The organism is Vibrio sp. 10N.261.55.F4, assembly GCF_041470465.1.
Lineage (GTDB): Bacteria > Pseudomonadota > Gammaproteobacteria > Enterobacterales > Vibrionaceae > Vibrio > Vibrio crassostreae_C.
Genome location: NZ_JBFRMM010000042.1, coordinates 38,635 through 60,662 on the forward strand (window position 1 = coordinate 38,635; position 22,028 = coordinate 60,662).

At 45.9% G+C, this 22,028-nt stretch carries 21 protein-coding genes and 1 pseudogene; all 22 read left to right on the plus strand.

Annotation, left to right across the window (positions count from 1 at the left end):
• The first annotated feature begins 300 nt into the window (after nucleotides 1-300).
• The 22 genes and pseudogenes from rodZ (at nucleotide 301) to ureG (ending at nucleotide 22,004) form a co-directional block, all read left to right on the plus strand.
• Nucleotides 301-1,257, plus strand: a complete 957-nt coding sequence (rodZ, locus tag AB4249_RS19390; RefSeq protein WP_372104474.1) for a cytoskeleton protein RodZ — start codon at nucleotides 301-303, stop codon at nucleotides 1,255-1,257.
• A 7-nt stretch (nucleotides 1,258-1,264) separates the two neighbouring features.
• On the plus strand, nucleotides 1,265-2,386 hold the full coding sequence (gene ispG, locus AB4249_RS19395; RefSeq protein ID WP_009848294.1) for a flavodoxin-dependent (E)-4-hydroxy-3-methylbut-2-enyl-diphosphate synthase: 1,122 nt from the start codon (nucleotides 1,265-1,267) through the stop codon (nucleotides 2,384-2,386).
• 70 nt (nucleotides 2,387-2,456) lie between these two features.
• Nucleotides 2,457-3,725, plus strand: a complete 1,269-nt coding sequence (gene hisS / locus AB4249_RS19400) for a histidine--tRNA ligase (protein WP_004735105.1) — start codon at nucleotides 2,457-2,459, stop codon at nucleotides 3,723-3,725.
• A gap of 79 nt (nucleotides 3,726-3,804) precedes the next feature.
• Nucleotides 3,805-4,419, plus strand: a complete 615-nt coding sequence (locus tag AB4249_RS19405) for a YfgM family protein (protein WP_017062513.1) — start codon at nucleotides 3,805-3,807, stop codon at nucleotides 4,417-4,419.
• Between the two features lie 10 nt (nucleotides 4,420-4,429).
• Nucleotides 4,430-5,590 (plus strand): outer membrane protein assembly factor BamB, encoded by a 1,161-nt coding sequence (bamB, locus tag AB4249_RS19410; RefSeq protein ID WP_017062512.1) that lies wholly within the window; start codon nucleotides 4,430-4,432, stop codon nucleotides 5,588-5,590.
• A gap of 158 nt (nucleotides 5,591-5,748) precedes the next feature.
• Nucleotides 5,749-7,230, plus strand: coding sequence for a ribosome biogenesis GTPase Der (der, locus tag AB4249_RS19415; protein ID WP_017062511.1), 1,482 nt, complete (start codon nucleotides 5,749-5,751; stop codon nucleotides 7,228-7,230).
• Between the two features lie 131 nt (nucleotides 7,231-7,361).
• On the plus strand, nucleotides 7,362-8,264 hold the full coding sequence (locus AB4249_RS19420; RefSeq protein ID WP_102428298.1) for a metal-dependent hydrolase: 903 nt from the start codon (nucleotides 7,362-7,364) through the stop codon (nucleotides 8,262-8,264).
• A gap of 289 nt (nucleotides 8,265-8,553) precedes the next feature.
• Nucleotides 8,554-9,554: pseudogene (locus tag AB4249_RS19425) on the plus strand (diguanylate cyclase).
• Nucleotides 9,555-9,594: 40 nt separating this feature from the next.
• Nucleotides 9,595-9,822, plus strand: a complete 228-nt coding sequence (locus AB4249_RS19430) for a zinc ribbon domain-containing protein (RefSeq protein ID WP_010440564.1) — start codon at nucleotides 9,595-9,597, stop codon at nucleotides 9,820-9,822.
• Nucleotides 9,823-10,117: 295 nt separating this feature from the next.
• Nucleotides 10,118-11,404 (plus strand): urea ABC transporter substrate-binding protein, encoded by a 1,287-nt coding sequence (gene urtA, locus AB4249_RS19435; RefSeq protein WP_372104477.1) that lies wholly within the window; start codon nucleotides 10,118-10,120, stop codon nucleotides 11,402-11,404.
• A gap of 160 nt (nucleotides 11,405-11,564) precedes the next feature.
• Nucleotides 11,565-13,193: an urea ABC transporter permease subunit UrtB gene (gene urtB, locus AB4249_RS19440; protein ID WP_017065607.1), complete on the plus strand. Its 1,629-nt coding sequence runs from the start codon at nucleotides 11,565-11,567 to the stop codon at nucleotides 13,191-13,193.
• A gap of 10 nt (nucleotides 13,194-13,203) precedes the next feature.
• Nucleotides 13,204-14,376, plus strand: coding sequence for an urea ABC transporter permease subunit UrtC (gene urtC, locus AB4249_RS19445; protein ID WP_050052935.1), 1,173 nt, complete (start codon nucleotides 13,204-13,206; stop codon nucleotides 14,374-14,376).
• Nucleotides 14,373-15,215: an urea ABC transporter ATP-binding protein UrtD gene (gene urtD / locus AB4249_RS19450; protein ID WP_372104480.1), complete on the plus strand. Its 843-nt coding sequence runs from the start codon at nucleotides 14,373-14,375 to the stop codon at nucleotides 15,213-15,215. Before urtC ends, urtD begins: the two co-directional genes overlap by 4 nt.
• 1 nt (nucleotide 15,216) lies before the next feature.
• Nucleotides 15,217-15,912: an urea ABC transporter ATP-binding subunit UrtE gene (gene urtE, locus AB4249_RS19455; RefSeq protein ID WP_017062505.1), complete on the plus strand. Its 696-nt coding sequence runs from the start codon at nucleotides 15,217-15,219 to the stop codon at nucleotides 15,910-15,912.
• Entirely contained in the window at nucleotides 15,909-16,856 is a 948-nt protein-coding gene (locus AB4249_RS19460; RefSeq protein WP_372104483.1) for an urease accessory protein UreD, read from the plus strand. Before urtE ends, AB4249_RS19460 begins: the two co-directional genes overlap by 4 nt.
• A 133-nt stretch (nucleotides 16,857-16,989) precedes the next feature.
• Nucleotides 16,990-17,292, plus strand: coding sequence for an urease subunit gamma (gene ureA / locus AB4249_RS19465; protein ID WP_004735119.1), 303 nt, complete (start codon nucleotides 16,990-16,992; stop codon nucleotides 17,290-17,292).
• Nucleotides 17,293-17,303: 11 nt separating this feature from the next.
• The gene (locus tag AB4249_RS19470) at nucleotides 17,304-17,639 is read left to right on the plus strand and encodes an urease subunit beta (protein WP_017062503.1); all 336 of its coding nucleotides are present in this window, start codon (nucleotides 17,304-17,306) and stop codon (nucleotides 17,637-17,639) included.
• A gap of 39 nt (nucleotides 17,640-17,678) precedes the next feature.
• Nucleotides 17,679-19,382, plus strand: coding sequence for an urease subunit alpha (gene ureC / locus AB4249_RS19475; RefSeq protein WP_017084416.1), 1,704 nt, complete (start codon nucleotides 17,679-17,681; stop codon nucleotides 19,380-19,382).
• 90 nt (nucleotides 19,383-19,472) lie between these two features.
• Complete coding sequence (gene ureE / locus AB4249_RS19480) at nucleotides 19,473-19,925, plus strand: urease accessory protein UreE (RefSeq protein ID WP_171732545.1); 453 nt, start codon at nucleotides 19,473-19,475, stop codon at nucleotides 19,923-19,925.
• Between the two features lie 74 nt (nucleotides 19,926-19,999).
• Nucleotides 20,000-20,596 carry a HupE/UreJ family protein gene (locus AB4249_RS19485; RefSeq protein ID WP_017079882.1) on the plus strand — a complete coding sequence of 199 codons (597 nt, stop codon included), beginning with the start codon at nucleotides 20,000-20,002 and terminating at the stop codon, nucleotides 20,594-20,596.
• Nucleotides 20,597-20,638: 42 nt separating this feature from the next.
• Nucleotides 20,639-21,319 (plus strand): urease accessory protein UreF, encoded by a 681-nt coding sequence (locus AB4249_RS19490; protein WP_065584651.1) that lies wholly within the window; start codon nucleotides 20,639-20,641, stop codon nucleotides 21,317-21,319.
• A 46-nt stretch (nucleotides 21,320-21,365) separates the two neighbouring features.
• A complete protein-coding gene (ureG, locus tag AB4249_RS19495) occupies nucleotides 21,366-22,004 on the plus strand; it encodes an urease accessory protein UreG (RefSeq protein ID WP_017062498.1) in 639 nt (212 codons plus the stop codon).
• The last annotated feature ends 24 nt before the right edge of the window (nucleotides 22,005-22,028 follow it).

Below are 22,028 nucleotides of genomic sequence, written 5' to 3' on the forward strand. Positions count from 1 at the left end.
GGTAAATTTTGTTTAAAGTGTTTTTGCCTTGTAATGGCATTAGCTTATGATTAACTAATCTTAAATTAATTTAAGTGCTCGCTTGCTACTGATCATCAATATGTCTATTTAGGTTGGCTACTTGATAAACTAGCTTCCTGAGAAGGTCATCCATAATAAATGAATGATGTTCGCCTTTAAGGGTTGATGATTTAGATAGCAGGAAAAATTCCACATAACGTGGGTTGTTAGATTGAGCTTAAACGACAATAAGAAAACGCTCTCCTCAACCTGCGATAATACTTTAGAAGTTCACTCTCTATGAACACAGAACAAGATACACAAGCGCAAGAAAACGTAGCTCCAGCTTTGGAAGCGGGAACGCTGCTTAAGAACAAACGAGAATCTCTTGGTTTAACGCAAAAGCAGATTTCTGATCGCTTGAAACTTCGCGTTACTCTGATCCAACAAATTGAAGAAAACCAATTCGAGTCAGATCAAGTGGCGACGTTTATGCGTGGCTATATTCGTTCATACGCGAAATACGTCAATCTTGACGAAAAAGTCGTATTGAGTGCGCTGCATCATGCCGGTGATGCTCAGCATCAAGAGCAAGAAATGTTGAGCTTTTCTCGTAAGACCAAAACCGAGAAGCACAACAGCCGTATTATGATCCTGACTTGGAGTATTTTTGCGGTCATTGCGGGTATCTCCTCACTTTGGTGGTGGCAGAACCAACAACAAGACACCCTATCTCAATCTTTAGCGAATACCGAAAGCTCAGAAGAGCTCGCGGTAGAAGAATCACTTGCCCCTGAATTCACATCTTTAGAAGTGATTGAAGCTGAACAAAATGAAGCGGGTGCTTCTGTTGTTGAAGATACTGAAGGCCTTGCTGCGATAAGCGATGCGGAAGATACTTCAGATGCTGTTACTCCAGCTGACGAAACTTCTGCACAACAAACAACAGAGACTGAACCAACTGCTGAAGCTGCTGCGAATGCAGAAACGGTTGAAGCTAGCACGGCTCCTGAAGCTGTGGCTAACGAGCTAGTGATGCAGTTCACCGCTGATTGCTGGATCCAAGTAAAAGATGCAACGGGTAAAACCTTGTCGACTGGCATCAAAAAAGCAGGTCAGTCGTTAAATCTATCAGGAACTGCGCCATATAAAGTGATTCTAGGTGCGCCAGAAGGCGTATCAATGACATTTGCAAGTGAACCTGTCGACCTTTCTGGGTATACTTCAGGCAAAGTAGCTAGAATAACCTTACCTTAGAGTTAATATGCAACACGAATCTCCTATTATTCGTCGCAAATCAACCCGTATTTATGTGGGTGATGTGCCGATCGGTGATGGCGCACCAATTGCTGTGCAATCCATGACCAACACAAGAACAACAGATGTAGCCGCGACCGTTGCTCAAATTAGAGCTCTGGAAAAAGTTGGCGCTGATATCGTTCGCGTATCTGTACCGACTATGGATGCCGCTGAAGCCTTTAAGCTAATCAAGCAGCAGGTCTCTGTTCCTTTGGTTGCTGATATTCACTTCGACTACCGTATCGCCCTAAAAGTGGCCGAATACGGCGTTGACTGTCTGCGTATTAACCCAGGCAACATCGGTAACGAAAGCCGTATCCGCTCAGTTGTTGATTGTGCACGTGATATGAATATTCCGATTCGTATTGGTGTTAACGGCGGTTCTCTTGAGAAAGAGATCCAAGAGAAATACACAGAACCTACAGCAGAAGCGCTTGTTGAATCAGCAATGCGTCACGTAGATATCCTAGACCGTCTGAACTTTGATCAATTCAAAGTCAGCGTTAAGGCGTCTGATGTATTCCTAGCAGTCGGTTCTTACCGTTTGCTGGCTAAGCAGATTGATCAACCTCTTCACCTTGGCATTACCGAAGCGGGTGGTGCGCGTGCTGGCTCTGTGAAGTCAGCGGTAGGTTTAGGTATGCTTCTTTCTGAAGGTATCGGCGATACGCTGCGTATCTCGCTAGCGGCTGATCCGGTTGAAGAGATCAAAGTTGGCTTTGATATTCTTAAATCTTTGCGCATTCGTTCGCGTGGCATCAACTTCATTGCGTGCCCGAGCTGTTCTCGTCAAGAGTTCGATGTTATTAACACCGTTAATGCCCTTGAAGAACGCTTAGAAGACGTGATCACTCCAATGGACGTATCTATCATCGGTTGTGTGGTTAACGGCCCTGGTGAAGCTGAAGTGTCTCACTTAGGTTTAGCTGGTAGTGCACGTAAGAGTGCCTTCTACGAAGATGGTAAGCGTCAGAAAGAGCGCTTCGACAACGATGACCTTGTCGACAAACTTGAAGCTAAGATTCGTGCAAAAGCGTCAGTGCTTGATAAAGCAAATCGCATTGATGTAGAAAACTTAGAAGATTAATACAACGCGATGGGGTGTGATTGTCTATTCGCACTAACACCTGGTCGTGAGAAATTACGGAATAAATACTGTGGCTAAAAATATCCAAGCAATTCGAGGCATGAACGACTGCCTTCCAACTCAATCACCACTGTGGCAGAAAGTAGAAAGCGCAGTTAAAAGCGTGGTGAGCGCATACGGTTACAACGAAGTACGTATGCCTATCGTTGAAGAAACAAACCTATTTAGCCGTGCAGTTGGTGAAGAGACAGACGTTGTTTCTAAAGAGATGTACACCTTTGACGACCGCAATGGCGATAGCCTAACGCTGCGTCCAGAAGGCACAGCAGGTTGTGTTCGTTCATGTATTCAAAACAGCCTTATCAACCGTGATGAACAGCGCCTATGGTACATGGGCCCTATGTTCCGTCACGAGCGTCCTCAAAAAGGTCGTTACCGTCAATTCCACCAATGTGGTGTTGAAGTGTTTGGCCTAGACGGTCCAGACGTTGACGCAGAACTTATCATGATGACAGCACGTCTATGGCGTGAGCTAGGCATCGACAAGCACGTTCGCCTAGAGCTGAACTCAATCGGTTCTCAAGAAGATCGCGTTAGCTACCGCACTGCGTTAGTGGCTTTCCTTGAGCAACACATTGATGTGCTTGACGAAGACTGCAAACGTCGCATGCACACTAACCCTCTACGTGTACTTGATACTAAGAACCCTGATGTTCAAGCTATCTTAGGTGACGCACCTCGACTATCTGAATATCTAGGTGAAGAATCGAAGCAACATTTTGCTGGTTTGTGTGAACTTCTTGACGCTGTTGGTATCGAATACCAAGTTAATGAGCGTCTAGTACGTGGCCTAGATTACTACAACCGCACCGTATTTGAGTGGATCACAGATAGCCTTGGTGCTCAAGGTACAGTATGTGGCGGCGGTCGTTACGATGGTCTTGTTGAGCAACTAGGCGGCAAAGCAACAAATGCAGTTGGCTTCGCAATGGGTCTAGAGCGTTTGGTTCTGATGATGGAAACGCTAGAGCTAACAGAAGTTCGTCGTAGCGTTGATGTATACGTAGTTGCTGCTGGCGAAGGTACTATGATCGCGGGCATGCAGTTAGCGAATCAGTTACGCGACACCGTTGAAGGCGTGCGTGTAATGAACCACTTCGGTGGTGGTAACTTCAAGAAGCAATTCAAACGTGCTGACAAAGTAGGTGCTGTTGTGGCGCTGGTACTTGGTGAGAACGAAGTTGCTGACAATACAGTTGTGTTAAAAGATCTGGTTGGCGGCGAGCAAGAAACCGTGTCTCAAACGGAAGTTGCAGAGAAAGTTGCTGCGCTAATCTAATTAGCCATTGAGCAAACGCTCATAATGAATACTAACGTCAGCACTATGCTGGCGTTTAAAGAATTAAAGAGGACAGGAAGTGGAACTTTACGATAGCGAAGAGCAACAAGTTGAAGCCATTAAAGATTGGTGGAAAGAGAACGGTAAAGCCGTAATCTTTGGTGCGGTTATTGGTTTAGGTGGTCTATTTGGCTGGCGCTATTACCAAGATTCAGTAGTTGAAGCGCGTGAAGCAGCTTCAGAAAGCTACACCTCTGTAATTTCAGCTCTTGATGTTAAGGGTGTTGATGCTCAATCTGATATTCAAGCTTTCATCGACGCAAACAAAGATGCTGAGTACTCAGTACTTGCTGCTATGCAACTAGCAAAAGTACAAGTACAAGCAGGCGATCTAGCGGCGGCACTTGAACAGCTCGAGTGGGCAAAATCGGCAACTAAGGACGCGGCACTTGCGCCACTACTTACTTACCGTGTTGCACGTATTAAAGCTGAGCAAGGTGAATTTGACGCAGCACTGACTGATCTTGCTGCTATGACAGATGAATCTTGGAAAGGCCGTGTTGCTGAACTGCGTGGTGATATCTCACTTCGTAAAGGCGACACAGACGCAGCATACAGTGCTTACACAGAAGCACAGCAAGCTGTTGACGCTAGCCAAACGCTTCAAATCAAACTTGACGACCTAGCTAAATAAGGCGCTTTGAATGAAGAAGATGTTTCCAAAAGCGGCGTTGTGTGCGATTGCTCTTGGCCTACTAGCTGGCTGTGCGGGTGAAGAAGACACCGTAATCATGGCTCCAGTCCCAACGGTAAACAGCGAGTTCACTCCTAGTCAGGAATGGTCTACGTCGGTTGGTGATGGTGTTGGTCACTACTTTTCAAAACTAACGCCAGAATTGGCTTACGACAAAGTGTTTGTTGCAAGCCGTGAAGGTATGGTTAAAGCGCTTGATCCTGATACAGGTAAAGCGCTGTGGAAAGTCGATCTTGAGAAAGACGTATTGGCTCGTTTATCGGGTGGCTTAACGGCGGCTTACGGTAAAGTTTTTGTTGGTTCTGAAAATGGCGAAGTGATCGCACTGGAAGAATCGACCGGTGAAGAGCTGTGGCGTGTATCAGTCAATGGCGAGGTGCTTGCATCCCCAGCAACTGATAGCAACATGGTCATTGTTCATACCAGTCGCGGTATGTTGATCGCGTTAGATCAAGCAAGCGGTGAACAAAAATGGACCATCAGTACGGAAGTACCAAGCCTAACACTGCGTGGCGATAGCTCGCCTGTTGCAGTTTCTGGTGGTGTATTCTGGGGTACAGCAAATGGTCGTCTAGCTGCGGCTATCGTTGATCGTGGTCAGCTTATTTGGCAACAGCCAGTAGGCACACCAAAAGGTGCAACGGAAATTGATCGTTTGGTTGATGTTGATGCATCTCCAATTGTTCTTGGTGGCACCCTGTATACCGTAGGTATCAATGGTCAGCTGATTGCTATCGACCTTCGTTCTGGTAAGCCAATTTGGAAACGTAACTACTCATCAGCGATTGATTTAGCAAGTGATGGTAGCCGTTTGTTCGTTGTTACCGACAAAGACCATGTGGTTGCGGTTGATGCGCGTAGTGGTACTGAACTGTGGAGCACTCCATTGTTAGAAAACCGCTTACTGACAGCACCTGCTATTATTAATGGTTATGTAGTCGTGGGTGATACTGAAGGTTATCTGCACTGGTTGGATCGTTCATCGGGTGAGTTTGTTGCTCAACAGCTTGTCGATGATAGCGGCTTTGCGGTTGCACCAATTGAACTGCCTGAAGGCTACTTAGTGACGACTCGCAATGGCGATGTAAAGAAACTAACGATTAGCCAATAAAAGCGTGATATAATTCACAGTCGGCTCCTGGTTGGTAACAGCCAGGAGCCGTTTTGTTGTTAAAAATTAATAAACCGTGTGGTTATAGGTAAGAGTTTAAACTTGCGAACAAGTGCTTACCTATAACTACATTTAGAGAAGAAATTGTAGAGGTTGTTATGGTACCTGTTGTTGCTCTAGTAGGGCGTCCGAACGTAGGTAAATCTACGTTATTTAACCGATTGACTCGAACTCGTGATGCATTGGTTGCGGATTTCCCTGGCTTAACGCGTGACCGTAAATACGGTCATGCTCATTTTAGCGAGCATGACTTTATTGTTATTGACACTGGCGGTATCGACGGTACTGAAGAAGGTGTTGAAACTAAAATGGCTGAACAGTCGCTAGCGGCGATTGATGAAGCTGATGTCGTTCTATTTATGGTAGATGGCCGTGCGGGTCTAACACCTTCAGACGTGGCGATTGCTAAGCACCTACGTCAACTAGAAAAGCCTTCAATGCTAGTAGTAAACAAGGTTGATGGTATCGACCCTGATGCTGCAAGTGCTGACTTCTGGCAACTAGGTGTAGAAGACATGTACCAAATCGCTGCGGCGCATGGTCGTGGTGTTACTGCACTTATTGACCTTGCTCTTAACCCATTCGCAGAAGCGCTAAAAGCTGAGAATGGCGAAGTAAGCGACTTAACTGAGTTTGAAGACGAAGAAGAAGAGCAGGTTGAATTTACAGAAGAAGAAGCTGAAGCAGAATTCAAGCGTCTTCAAGATCAACCGATCAAACTAGCGATCATTGGCCGTCCTAACGTAGGTAAATCAACGCTAACGAACCGTATTCTTGGTGAAGAGCGTGTGGTTGTTTACGATATGCCAGGTACGACTCGTGACTCTATCTACATCCCAATGCAGCGTGACGAGCGTGAATACGTTCTAATCGATACTGCGGGTGTTCGTCGTCGTAAAAACATCAACGAAACGGTAGAGAAGTTCTCAGTGGTTAAAACACTGAAAGCGATTGAAGATGCTAACGTTGTATTGCTGCTTATCGATGCTCGCGAAAACATCTCTGATCAAGATCTAAGCTTGCTAGGCTTTGCGTTGAACGCTGGTCGTTCAATTGTTATTGCCGTAAACAAGTGGGATGGCCTAGATAACGACGTTAAAGAACGCGTTAAGAAAGAGCTAGACCGTCGCTTAGGCTTCGTTGATTTCGCACGTATTCACTTTATCTCTGCACTTCACGGTACAGGTGTTGGTCACTTGTTTGAGTCTGTACAAGAAGCTTACAAATCAGCGACTACTCGTGTTGGTACTTCTGTGCTAACTCGTATCATGAAGATGGCGACTGATGATCACCAACCGCCTATGGTTCGTGGCCGTCGTGTGAAACTGAAATACGCGCACGCTGGTGGCTACAACCCACCGATTATCGTTATCCACGGCAACCAAGTTCGTAACTTGCCAGATTCATACAAACGATTCTTGATGAACTACTACCGTCGTTCACTAGAAATCATGGGTACACCTATTCGCATTCAATTCCAGAACAGCGAGAACCCATTTGAAGCTAAGACAAACAAGCTGACAATTTCTCAAGAACGTAAACGTAAGCGTATGATGAGCATGGTTAAAGGTCGTAAGTAAACCTTTCCAATAGATTTGATACCCGAGCCTGTCTCGGGTATTTTTTTAAGCAAAATTCACGTTAAGCCATAACAATACGTTTTTATCATCATGGCTCAACGAATCAGACTAGATTCTAGAAGAAGAACGATATGACTACTAGCGATTTGATTACACCTGTGTCAGCAATCACACCAACCATCACTCAATTTTGTCATCAGGCTTGGCAGCTCAATGCTAAAGCGCAGTACGTTGAAAGCGACGACAGCAAAACTTACCTGATTGCCGACGTAACACCTTTCCACCCAGTGAGTCATATTTGGCCCGATCACCCTGCAGACCAAGGCTTTGTGAATGTTGGTGAAGTGCAATTTCCCGTTGAAGACTGCCTTGTTGGTGCTATAGAACAATCTACTGGCAAGCTTCATATCGCAGCAGATATCCCTGTTAAGCGTGATACGGAAGGGTGGGCGTTTGTTGTTGTCCACCAGCTACCTACATCTGCTTCTATGATTAAGGTTAACGACGAAGTCGTGTTGTCGGTTGATAAAGAGTACCAAGCCAGTTTGAGCCGTGGTCACAGTGCTGGCCACATCGCTTTCCTAGCCTTGAATAAAGTATTGGCTGAGAGCTACTGGCGTAAAGATGCGGACAGAAAAGATCCGCTTGGCAGTTACGACTTCAATAGTTATGCACAAGTGACGAGCTTTGTGACTCCAGAGCTGTGTACCGATAAGTATCGCTTAGGCAAAACCCTGAAGAAGCGCGGTTTGAACGTTGCAGACATGCTAGCAAATCTTGATGACATCGAAGCTGATATCAACCAAATGCTTGCGGGCTGGCTTGCAGAGCCGACGCCAGTTGCGATGCGACTAGAAGGCGAGGCGTTAACAGACTCTCGTTACTGGGAGTGGCAGCTTGACGCAGATACTCAGGTCACTATTCCTTGTGGTGGCACACACATTGGAAATACCTCAGAACTTGGTGCGCTGTCCGTTAAGCTGACCCAGCTAGATGGCCAAAACATTGAAATGCTGACGCATGTAATTCGATGATTTAGACTACAGATCGAAATGGCTTGTGCTGTTTATTTTATTTTTACATGTCACTTTTGATATAAATGACTATTTGAAATTGAAATGCAGCATATGTAACTTATGCTTTCGGTGTGTGGTGATATAAATATTCTTTTTGGGGTAGATCGCTGATCAAAATAGATAAAGCGAAAGATCAACCTATGATCTTCGATTGTGTGTCGTACTAATTTAGTGTGTTATTATTAACCAATAACAAGCTTGCATAAGAACAAGTTGTACCAGATTACACAATTGAAAGCCTTAGTGAATGGAACAACAATTTTTATTAGAAGGTCATCGAGCCGTCAATAGCTTGCTACGGAAGCTTGCGCTTGGGATGGATCGCAAAGATTTAAATCACAAGATTATTCAGCTTACCGAGCAGCTTTTTGGGCAGCGCATGGCTTCAATTCTACTGCTCAACTCAGAGTCTAAAACGTTACACCTTGAATATGCCCCAAACCTGCCTGATTTTTACAATCAACAGATTGAAGGGGTAGGAATTGGTGCGGGGATAGGCTCTTGTGGCGAGGCAGCTGCGCTTAAGAAAGCTGTTATGGTCTCTGATATTAATACTCACTCAAATTGGGCGCCTTTCTTAACCTTGACCAATCAAGCCAACTTACACGCTTGTTGGTCGGTGCCCATCATCTCTTCGCATGGCCACGTGCTAGGTACATTTGCACGTGTCCATGCATTTCAGAACCTCATGAATTTGAACTCGAGATCTTGGAGCTGCTTGCTTCTTTGTATTCAGTAGCGCTAGAGAAATACGAGCTAGAGAATCAACTCAACTTTTTTGCCAGTCATGATTCGCTGACGCATTGCTTGAACCGCCGAGCATTGTTAAGTGAAGCTAAGAAGGTTTTAGTTAAACGATGTTTTGCGGACAAAGTGATGGCCTGCCTGTTTGTTGATGTTGATAAATTCAAGTCAATCAACGATACGTATGGCCATAGCTTTGGCGATGATGTTCTGTTAGCCGTTGCAAAAGTTCTCGATGAAGCGACTACGGCATGTGCCAAGGTAGGTCGTTACGGTGGTGACGAGTTTGTAGTGTTTTCTTGCTTTGATACCGAACAAAAAGTGTCAGACTTTTATCACAGCTTAGAAAAAGCGTTGGATAAAGCTCTCTATATTAATGGCGTTCAGTTTTCAGTCAGTGTTGGGATTGCTTGTGAAAAGTCGCCTAAAGGGCTCGATCAGTTGATTGCGTCAGCTGACAAAAGCATGTATCAAATCAAGCAAGCCAAGGCGAAGAAAGAGTAGATTGCTTATTAGTACTGAAAGTAAAAAGTTAGGATTTCCTATGAGTGAAAATATCTGCCCTAAATGCCAGTCAGAACTTAGCTGGGATGGTAAATACCACTGTGAAAGCTGCCAAGATCACTTTACAAAAGTAGGCTTTTGTCCTGAGTGCAGCAGCCAATTAGAGAAGCTTCAAGCTTGTGGGGCTGCGAGCTATTTCTGCAATGGTGATTGTAACGAGCTTAAATCTAAGTCGAGAGTGAAATTCGAGTTTCAACAAGCCGAATAGTCTTACCTCTCAATGGCAAGACGATAATCTGAGATGTTTTTTGTAGGTCTAGTATGAAAATATTGGGCCTTTTTTGTATTTAGCGAATATGCGTGTGTCATCTTGGTTCAATCTTATCGTCACTGCACCAGCATGAAACATAGTAACCTTGTCGCTATGCACTGCATTGGTGTTAACTTAGTTAAAGTACTATTAAATACAAAGGCTTAAAACTTTGTTGGTTATGTTTTAAGTTTGGCACTCTTCTTGTAACTCTGTAATTGAATAACAAAAATACAATTATGGAGTAACAATCATGAACAAGGTGTTCAATTTATCGCTAGCTGCACTGTGTACAACACTTTCATTTTCTTCTGCAACAGTGCTTGCGGCTGACGATACCATTAAAGTCGGCGTTCTACATTCATTGTCAGGCACTATGGCGATCAGTGAAACAACGCTAAAAGATACCGTTCTTATGCTCATCGACGAGCAAAACAAAAAAGGTGGCTTACTTGGTAAGAAGCTTGAGCCTGTAGTTGTTGACCCTGCGTCAAACTGGCCGCTGTTTGCTGAGAAAGCACGTGAGCTTATCGAGAAAGAAAAAGTGGATGTGGTATTTGGTGGTTGGACATCGGTATCACGTAAATCCATGCTGCCAGTTTTTGAAGAGCTAAACAGCATCCTTTTCTACCCAGTACAGTATGAAGGCGAAGAGTCCTCTAAAAACGTTTTCTACACCGGTGCTGCGCCAAACCAACAAGCGATTCCTGCCGTTGATTACTTAATGGATGAACTTGAAGTGGAACGTTGGGTGCTTGCAGGTACCGATTACGTTTATCCACGTACCACCAATAAGATCTTAGAGGCCTACCTAAAAAGTAAAGGTGTCGCAGAAGAAGACATCATGATCAACTACACACCGTTTGGTCATTCTGATTGGCAATCTATTGTTTCAGATATCAAGAAGTTTGGTGAAGCTGGTAAGAAAACCGCCGTTGTATCTACTGTGAATGGCGATGCAAACGTACCTTTCTATAAAGAGCTTGGTGCTCAAGGTGTTTCATCTGAAGACATTCCAGTGATTGCATTCTCGGTTGGCGAAGAAGAGCTATCGGGCATGGATACTGAACCTCTAGTGGGTCACTTAGCGGCATGGAACTATTTCATGAGCGTCGATACCGAAGTCAATGAAGAGTTCGTTGAAACATGGCAGTCATTCATTAAGAGTGACAAACGTGTAACGAATGACCCGATGGAAGCACACTATATTGGTTTCAATATGTGGGCTCAAGCTGTGACTAATGCGGGCACAACCGATGCTGAAGCGGTGCAAGATGCATTGATTGGTGTGTCTGTTCCAAACCTATCTGGTAGCTACTCAACCATGCTACCAAACCACCACATAACTAAACCTGTATTGATTGGTGAGATTCAAGATGATGGCCAGTTTGACATCGTTTGGGAAACCACAGGCCTTGTTGCAGGTGATGCTTGGTCTAACTACTTACCTGAATCAGCAAAACTATTCTCTAGTTGGTCTAAGCCATTCTCATGTGGTGCGTTCAACGTTGAAACTAAAAAGTGTTCTGGTGGTAACTAGATCGTCAATTCAGGAATATTGAGCCTTCCGGTTTGGGAAGAACGCGTCTGTTTAACGGGCGAAGCGAACGGAAGGCTCATCGTTTCAGGTAACAACCACTATCCACACATCCACCAAGTAAAAAATAACAATATCTAACTTGTTGGTTAAGGAAGCAGGGATGAAGAACGTATTAAACGTATTTAAGGCGCTGTTGCTCATGGCTATCAGTGCTCAGTTGGCTTTTGCTGGAATAACGGATGAAGCTAGCTTTACCAAGGCGCTAGTTGGTAAAAAAACATCGGATAAAGAGCTAGCCATCGATTGGATCATTGAGACACAAACGGAAGACGTGTCGAAGGCTATTTTATATGGATGGTTAAACGGCAATCTCTATTACTTCAATGATAAAAAAAACGAACATTATAAACAGCTCTATCTCATTCAAAACACCAAAACAGCCACTTCAGCTCAGTCTGTATGGGATGAATCAACTCTCAATATCGACAATGCTAAGCTGTTTAAAAAGGTGCGCGTAAACAACAAACTTCGCGGGATCTTACGGGGTGAAATTGCCTCTATTGGATTAAATAGCAGTAACCCAGATGTGCGTTATCAAGCGGTTCTCGATCTACTGGGAACTAAGGATGCCACTATCATCGATCGTTTATCCGAACTTAGAGAAAATGAGACCGATGGTAAAGTCGCTGAACTAATGGATTTGTCATTAGCTATTTTTACCTCGCTTGATAACAGTGCAACAACTGAAGCTCGAGTAACATCGATTGAACGAGTGGGCGACTTTAAGCATTCAGTCGTTCTAAAAACACTGAACCAACTACTTAACGGTGAGCAAGAACCAAGCATTTTGGCTGCAACAGAGCGTGCGATGGACGATTATCAACAAAGCCAAGCTCTGTACTCAGGTGTTGAAACCGTATTCTTTGGCTTGAGTTTAGGTTCGGTATTGGTACTAGCGGGCATTGGCTTAGCGATCACCTTTGGTGTGATGGGCGTTATCAACATGGCTCATGGTGAGCTGATCATGATTGGCGCTTACACCACCTATGTATTGCAACTTCTGATGCCGAATCATATTGGTTTAGCGCTAATACTTTCTATTCCTGCAGCATTCATCGTTTCGGGCTTAGTGGGTATTGCGATTGAGCGAAGCGTGATTCGTCACCTTTATGGGCGTCCATTAGAGACCTTGCTCGCCACCTTTGGTATCAGCTTAATCTTGCAGCAAGCCGTTCGCTCTATTTTCTCTCCGCTGAACCGATCAGTGAGTACACCTGAATGGATGTCTGGTGCGCTTCAATTGAATCCTATGCTATCGCTGACTTATAACCGTCTTTACATCATCTTGTTCTGTGGCTTGGTGTTTATGGGGTTATTGATGGTTCTGAAAAAGACACCGTTAGGCCTTCAGGTTCGTGCCGTTTCTCAAAACCGTGGTATGGCTCGTGCGATGGGGATTCGATCGGAACGTGTTGATGCGATGACCTTCGGTTTAGGCTCTGGCGTCGCAGGTGTTGCGGGTGTAGCGCTTTCTCAACTGACTAACGTTGGCCCAAATATGGGGCAGGCGTACATCATTGATTCTTTCATGGTGGTGGTGTTTGGCGGGGTTGGCAACTTATGGGGCACACTAGTCGCAGGGCTCAGCCTTGGCTTATTTAATAAGATTTTAGAACCATGGGCTGGTGCGGTTCTCGCCAAGATCCTAGTACTGGTTTTCATCATTCTGTTTATTCAAAAACGTCCACGCGGACTATTCCCGCAACGTGGCCGTGCGGCTGAAGGTTAAGGACAACATCATGCAGTCTAAATCATTTGTACTTTCGGCGATGCGTGGTGACAAAGGTGGTCAACTGACCATCCTTGCCATTCTTGCGGCCGTCATTCTTATTCCGCTGGCTAACACCATGTTGCCAAGTGGACACCCGCTTCATGTTGAGACTTTTACAATCTCATTAATGGGCAAATACCTGAGTTACGCAATGTTGGCGTTGGCGCTCGATCTTGTGTGGGGCTACCTCGGAATCTTGAGTCTAGGCCATGGCGCTTTCTTTGCGCTTGGTGGCTATGCGATGGGCATGTACTTAATGCGCCAGATTGGTGACCGTGGGGTATATGGTGACCCAATCCTACCTGACTTCATGGTGTTTCTTGATTGGTCGGCGTTGCCATGGTTCTGGCAGGGCTTTGATCAGTTCTGGTTCGCCTGCCTAATGGTGGTGTTGGTACCGGGCGCATTGGCTTATTTGTTCGGTTATCTGGCTTTCCGTTCTCGAGTGTCAGGGGTGTATCTTTCTATCATGACTCAAGCGTTAACTTACGCATTGATGCTGGCGTTTTTCCGCAACGAAATGGGCTTTGGTGGCAACAACGGACTGACGGATTTCAAAGACATCATCGGTCTGAGTTTGCAGAGTGATGCGGTCAAGATAGGTCTGTTTGTCGCGACTGGTATTGCGCTTATTCTCAGCTACATAGCTTGTCGCATGGTGGTGACCAGTCGATTAGGTCGTGTGGCATTAGCGATTCGTGATACGGAATCACGCACTCGGTTTATGGGCTATGACGTCGATGGCATCAAGCTGTGGGTCTTCGTTCTTTCTGCGGTTATCGCCGGTATTGCCGGGGCTTTATATGTCCCTCAAGTGGGTATTATCAATCCGGGAGAATTTGCTCCTCTTAACTCGATTGAGATTGTGGTTTGGGTAGCCTTAGGCGGTCGTGCCACTCTGTTTGGTGCCATTGTCGGTGCATTGATCATCAACTACGCCAAGAGTTGGTTTACGGTTGAGTTCCCGGAGGTGTGGCTGTTTGCTCTGGGTGGACTATTCGTACTCTCAACCATGTACTTCCCACAAGGTGTGATTGGCTTTGTCAGTGAAAAGTGGCAGCAGCTGCGCAAGGCATCAAATGGGAAAAACCAAGATAAAGATAAGGATGATCAGCACAAGGCCAAGGAGGTGATCGCATGACCACATTTAATAGCGTAAAGGAATCGGTTCAGGCGTTCACTCGTCGAGACGAAGTCTTTGATTACCTCAAGCCTGATGTTCATCCTGCCATCGATACCCGTCATAACGTGTTGTTGTACGTGGAAGGCGTTAACAAAAACTTCGATGGTTTCCAAGCGATAAACGACCTCAATCTTTATATCAAAGAAGGCGAACTGCGCTGCATCATCGGTCCTAATGGCGCGGGTAAAACCACTATGATGGATATCATTACGGGTAAAACAAAGCCAGATACTGGTGATGTGTGGTTAGGCTCGAACATTAACTTATTGAAGATGAATGAAGCAGAAATTGCCAATGCTGGAGTTGGGCGTAAGTTTCAAAAACCGACCGTGATTGAATGTCTAACCGTTTGGCAAAACCTTGAATTAGCCATGGCGGGCGACCGCTCTGTTTGGTCTACTTTCACTGCGGTGATGTCTGGTGAGCAGAAGGACAAGCTCACCTCGGTACTTGAACTTATTCACCTAAAAGACGAAGCCGCCAACTTGGCTGGCAATCTCTCTCACGGACAAAAGCAGTGGTTAGAGATCGGCATGTTATTGATGCAGAACCCCAAGCTGTTGCTGGTGGATGAGCCCGTTGCAGGTATGACTCACCAAGAGATGGATCGTACATCGGAGTTACTTAACTCACTGGCAGGCAAACACTCTGTAGTCGTGGTTGAACACGATATGGATTTCGTTCGTTCAATCGCTAGCCATGTAACCGTACTTCATCAAGGTCACGTGTTGGCAGAAGGCACCATGGATCAAGTGCAAGCTCACCCTGAAGTTAAACAAGTTTATCTCGGAGAATAGGATGCTAGAGGTTAAATCAGTTAATCAATATTACGGTGAGAGCCACACATTGTGGGATTTAGACATGCAGATCCCAGAAGGCAAATGCACGGTATTGATGGGGCGAAATGGTGTCGGTAAAACCACCTTACTGCAATGCATTATGGGGTTGGTGAAGGTTGAAAGCGGTGACATCTCCTTATCGGGTGAGTCACTTTTGAAAACCGATGCCGAGGACCGTCCACGCCAAGGGATCGGCTATGTACCGCAAGGTCGCCAGATCTTCCCAATGCTCACTGTTCAAGAAAATCTAGAGGTCGGTTTACCGATTCGTAAAAAGGGTGACCGCAAGATCCCTGAATTCATCTTCGATATTTTCCCAGTGTTAAAAGAGATGCTACATCGTCGCGGTGGTGATTTATCGGGTGGCCAGCAGCAACAGCTAGCGATTGGGCGTGCGCTGGTGGTTAATCCAAAGCTATTGATCTTGGATGAGCCGACGGAGGGTATTCAACCCAATATTGTGCAAGAGATTGGCGACATCATTCGCATGCTCAACGAGAAAATGGGGCTCACGGTTCTGTTGGTTGAACAGAAGCTGCCGTTTGCAAGAAAGGTCGGTGACCGTTTTTGCATTATCGACCGTGGACGCCAAGTGGCAGAAGGTGAAATGACAGGGCTCGATGAGTCCTTGATAAAGGAGTACCTAACCGTATGAATTCTCTCTTTTCTCCGAATGAAGTAAGCAAGGCTTCTTTAGTAGAAGCTTTATCTTTGAATGAGACCATCGAACAAGATATTCGTGATGGTTGGCAAGCGAGTTTAAACCTCACCTTTGTCGATCGAGGTGATAAAACCGTATTAAAGAATCGTCAGCAGTCTGGTCCGCTTGCGGTGCAACGCCCCCTGTATCCTGATGGGGAAACGTGTCACACCTACTTACTCCATCCCCCCGGCGGAGTGGTAGGTGGTGACACTCTCAATATTAACGTGAATCTTGAGCACGGTGCTCACGCGTTGATTACCACACCCGGTGCGACCAAGTTTTATCGCTCAAACAACAAGTACGCCAAGCAGAAGCAGACCCTACGAGTGAAGAAAGATGCACGCTTGGAATGGATGCCGCAAGAGAACATCTTTTTCCCCAATGCACACGTTCGTTTAGATACTGAAATTCGCCTAGAAAAGGGTGCACAGTTTTGGGGTTGGGAGATGCACTGTTTTGGACGCCCTGCACAGAATGAGGGATTCGAGCATGGTCATCTCGTTGGGAAAACAGAAATCTATCTTGATAATCAAAGGCTTCTGACTGAAGGCTTTAATTTTCATGGTGGCGATAAGTTAATGATAAATATGGGGTTACTTGATTATTCAATGATGGGAACCTTTTATATCACTTCAAATGAGAAGCAAGATTTAGAGTTGGTACAGAGCTTGCTCTTATCTATTACACAGCAAGCTTCACAGCAATCAGTTACATCAAAAATGTCGAGTGAACCCACATTAATATTGGGCGCGACTCAGATAGAAGGATTGATTGTGGTGCGAGCCTTGGGTAATTGGAGTGAAGATATCCTCCAGGCCTTTGGTCAGATATGGCAAGCAACTCGCTCTCATTTATGTGGTACGACTCCTGATTTACCAAGGATTTGGGCGACTTAGCGATTAGCCTTTTTTGTACCTAGGGTGACTTCCGACCCTAGGTGCATTTTTTCAAGCTTGCTGTGATTGAATCCCACTTACTGCTCATGCGTTTTTGAGCAATAAGAAAACAACACTAACAGCGGGCGGCTAAATGGAATTAACACCAAGAGAAAAAGATAAGCTACTTATCTTCTGCGCAGGAATGCTGGCACAGCAGCGCAAACAAAAAGGCTTAAAGCTCAACTACCCAGAATCTATCGCACTGATCAGCAGTGCCATTCTCGAAGGTGCCCGCGAGGGTAAAACCGTTTCAGAATTAATGGATTTTGGACGCACACTTCTTACTGTCGATGACGTTATGGAGGGGATCCCTTCCATGATCCCTGATGTACAAGTCGAAGCCACTTTTCCTGATGGCACCAAGCTGGTGACCGTTCATGAACCTATCGTGTAGGGAGAAGTAATATGGCTGGTTCCACAAAACAATACTCAGGATTCGTTCCCGGAAAAGTAGAAACCGCACCGGGTGACATCACTCTCAATGAAGGCCGAGACACAACGTCCGTTAAGGTGCAAAACATTGGCGATCGTCCTGTCCAAATTGGCTCTCATTACCACTTCTATGAAGCAAACCCTTCGCTGATCTTTAACCGAGAAGTCACTAAAGGCTTTCGACTCAATATTCCTGCGGGTACTGCAACCCGCTTTGAGCCGGGTCAGTCGCGCAGCGTCGAGTTAGTGCGTTACGCCGGTAAGTTAGAGATCTATGGCTTCCAAGGAAAGGTGATGGGCAAGCTCTAAGCGCTCCCACGGAATAATGAAAATAACAAAGGATTGAACATGGCGACGATATCCAGACAGGCTTATGCCGAAATGTTTGGGCCAACAGTCGGTGACCGAGTGCGTCTTGCTGACACTGATTTATGGCTAGAAGTTGAAAAAGATTACACCGTATACGGCGACGAAGTGAAATTCGGCGGCGGCAAAGTTATCCGTGATGGACAAGGGCAAAGCCAACGTCCAAGTGCCGAAACTCCAGATTTGGTGATCACTAACGCGATTGTGTTGGATTACTGGGGCATCGTAAAAGCCGATGTCGCAGTCAAAGATGGTCGAGTTCAGGCATTGGGCAAAGCGGGCAACCCAGATGTTCAACCGGGCGTTGATATTGTGATTGGCCCGGGCACGGAAATTTTAGCAGGCGAAGGTTCAATCTTGACTGCTGGTGGTATTGATTCACACATTCATTTTATTTGCCCACAACAGATTGAAGAAGCACTGGCGTCAGGTGTGACAACCATGATCGGCGGTGGCACTGGGCCAAACACAGGTACTAACGCGACCACATGCACACCGGGGCCTTGGAACATGCACCGCATGCTAGAGTCACTCGATCAATTCCCGATGAACTTTGGTTTGTTAGGCAAAGGCAATGCCAGTCAGCCAGAAGCACTACGTGAGCAAGTAGCGGCAGGCGCGGTGGGTTTGAAGTTACACGAAGACTGGGGAACCACTCCCGCTTCAATCGATACCTGTTTGAGTGTGGCTGACGAGATGGACGTACAAGTTGCGATTCATACCGACACTCTGAATGAATCTGGTTTTGTTGAATCGACACTTGGCGCAATCGGCGACCGCGTGATTCATACCTATCACACCGAAGGTGCGGGCGGTGGTCATGCTCCCGATATTATTCGTGCTGCAGGTGAGCCGAACGTTTTGCCTTCCTCAACCAATCCAACACGCCCTTACACCATCAATACCGTCGATGAGCACTTAGACATGTTGATGGTCTGTCATCACTTGTCACCATCGATTGCTGAAGATGTCGCGTTCGCAGAGTCACGTATCCGCCGTGAAACCATTGCCGCAGAAGACATTCTTCATGACTTAGGTGCCTTTTCGATGATCGCTTCGGACTCACAAGCAATGGGACGTGTAGGCGAGGTGATCACTCGAACTTGGCAAACTGCGCACAAGATGAAAGTTCAGCGCGGCAGCCTAAAAGAAGATTCAGACTACAGCGATAACTTCCGATTAAGACGCTATGTCGCTAAGTACACCATCAACCCAGCGATCACTCATGGTATGTCTCATGAAATCGGTTCTATCGAAGCAGGGAAATTAGCAGACTTAGTGTTGTGGAAGCCCGCTTTCTTTGGCGTGAAACCAAGCGTGATTTTGAAAGGCGGCATGATCGCCATGGCGCCGATGGGTGACCCAAACGCTTCAATCCCAACACCTCAGCCAGTTCACTATCGCTCGATGTTTGGTAGCTATGGCAAGGCGTGTCAGAACACATCAATGCTGTTTGTCTCTAAAGAAGCCAAGGCGCAGAACATCGACAAGCAATTGGGTCTGCAGAGCTTGATTGGTGTTGTGAGCAACTGCCGAAACATCAGTAAAGCCGACATGAAGCTCAATGATTGGATGCCAAAAATTGAGGTGGATTCTCAGACGTATCAAGTACGCGCCGATGGGGAACTGCTGACATGTGAGCCTGCAGAAGAGCTGCCAATGGCTCAGAGATATTTTTTATTCTAATAGCTCGGCAGAAGGCTCTTGTTTTAGCTCTTAATTGAGGGCTCTTATTTTGAACGTTATAAATCTCACAAGGAGATTGAGGTAATAGCAATGATTGAACTGACTCAACTGAATACTCAAATGCAAAATGCACCGGATGGCTACTTAAGCCTGCCGATCGATAGCCGAATCAAAAGCCGTCTTAAGGTGATGTTAGATGACGGACGTAATGCCGGCCTGTTTCTACCGCGAGGTCATATCTTGCGTGGTGGCGAACAACTGTCGAGTGAATGTGGCTTGGTAGTGGAAGTGAAAGCGGCACCAGAAACCGTTTCGACTGTTTACTGTGAAGACATGCTCCTGTTAACACGAGTGGCTTACCACCTTGGCAATCGTCATGTTCCGCTGCAAGTGGAAGCGGGGTGGGTTCGCTATCAACACGACCATGTTTTGGATGAAATGGTGGAAGGTTTGGGCGCGATAGTGACGACCGAAAAACAACCCTTTGAACCTGAAGGTGGCGCTTATGGCGGTCGCTCAGGTGGACATCATCACCATCATTAATCGAGTCATTGATGACTCACTAAACGATTTATATAACAACAAATATTAATAACTATAAACGCAAGGAACTCGCGATGAACTTTAAAACAGCTGCAGGCTTATGCACTTTCACAATAGCTTCTCTAACAACATCAACGATGGCTTTCGCTCACCCAGGACATGGGGCGCATTCAGTTCATGAGTCTCACTCGTTTATGTCTGGCTTAACTCACCCTGTGACTGGCATGGATCATCTGATCATGCTGATCGCTTTCGGTTTATTAATTGGCGCACTGTCATTTTCCACCAAGACAAAAGCAGCTCTGATTGGTGGTGGATTGGTGTCTTTAGTGGTAGGGCTTATCGCAGGCCAAGCCCTAGGTTTCTCTGTGATTGTTGAGCCTGCCATTATCGCTTCTCTGTTTGTCGTCAGCTTATGTTTATGGCATGTATTCTCACCATCAACCAAGCGTGTAAACAGCGTATTAGTTGCTTCGATTGCTATGTTGTTTTTCCATGGTTACGCACACGGCGTTGAAGCCGCGAGCAACCTGACTCAGTTCGCAACAGGCATGAGTATCAGTGCTTTGGCTCTGATGGTTATCGGTACTTTTGTTGGTCGCGCGGTTTACTCTAAATGGTTGTCAGTCGGCGTGGCTTCAGCAAGCGCACTATTGCTGTTAGGCGCGTAGGCTCTCGAACTTATTTGATTCTGGAAGACTGAGGGCACGATTATGACCACAACAGAAAATGTAGCCGTCTATCGTCTGTTTCAATTGATCAGTCCATCGTTGCCGATTGGTGGGTTCACTTATTCGCAAGGCTTAGAGTTAGCGGTTGAAGCGGGGTGGGTGACCGATCGCAACAGCATGGAACAGTGGCTTAATACCATCGTCAGTTCCAGTGTCGCAACTTTGGAATTACCTATCTTAGAGCGTCTTTATCACGCGCTAGAAAAGGGTGAAATCGATGAGATTGAGCATTGGTGTAACTACTTATACTCAAGCCGTGAAACCAGTGAATTGCGAGCGGAAGAAAAGCAGCGTGGGCATGCATTGAACACCTTGTTGAAGCGCTTGGATATCGATATTTCGCTGGTGGATTCTGTTGATAGTCATCCAAACCAATTGTTGGGCATGTGTATGGCGGCTCAGCATTGGGGTATTGATTTAGAGAGCCTCAAGCAGGGTTATTTATGGAGTTGGCTTGAAAACATCGTTACCGCAGGGGTCAAGTTAGTGCCTTTAGGTCAAACCGATGGTCAGTTGGCATTGATTAATATCACCAACACCTTTCCTGAGGTGATCGAAAAGGCCCGCACGATAGAAGATTGGATGATAGGCAGCTTTTCGCCTTCGATGGCATTAGCGAGTTCATTGCACGAAACACAATACACACGACTATTTCGTTCGTAGCGGTTAGCGCGAACGATGTAGCAAAAAGAATATAAGGAAGTAGACAATGGAAAGTTATAAGCAACCACTTCGAATTGGTATTGGCGGCCCGGTAGGGTCTGGTAAAACAGCGCTATTAGAAGTGCTTTGTAAAGCGATTCGCGACAAGCTCAATATCGCAGTGGTAACCAACGACATCTACACTCAAGAAGATGCCAAGATACTTACGCGAGCAGAGGCTCTAGAACCAGATCGTATTATTGGTGTTGAAACGGGTGGCTGTCCGCACACGGCGATCCGTGAAGATGCGTCGATGAACTTAGCTGCGGTAGAAGAGCTTGCCAAGCTGCATAAGAACCTCGATGTGGTATTCGTCGAAAGTGGCGGTGATAACTTGAGTGCGACGTTCAGCCCTGAATTAGCCGATCTTACCATCTACGTGATTGATGTAGCGGAAGGGGAGAAGATCCCACGTAAAGGCGGACCGGGTATTACGCGTTCTGATCTGCTGGTTATCAATAAGATCGATTTAGCACCATATGTGGGTGCGTCACTTGAGGTGATGGAGCAAGACACACAACGCATGCGTCCAACCAAGCCATACGTGTTCACCAACCTCAAAGAGAGCCAAGGGCTAGACTTCATCATCAACTTTATTGTGACTGAAGGGATGCTAACCATGAAGGAGCCTTCTACTACTGAGTAGGGTTGGAATAGGTTAGTTTTTTGA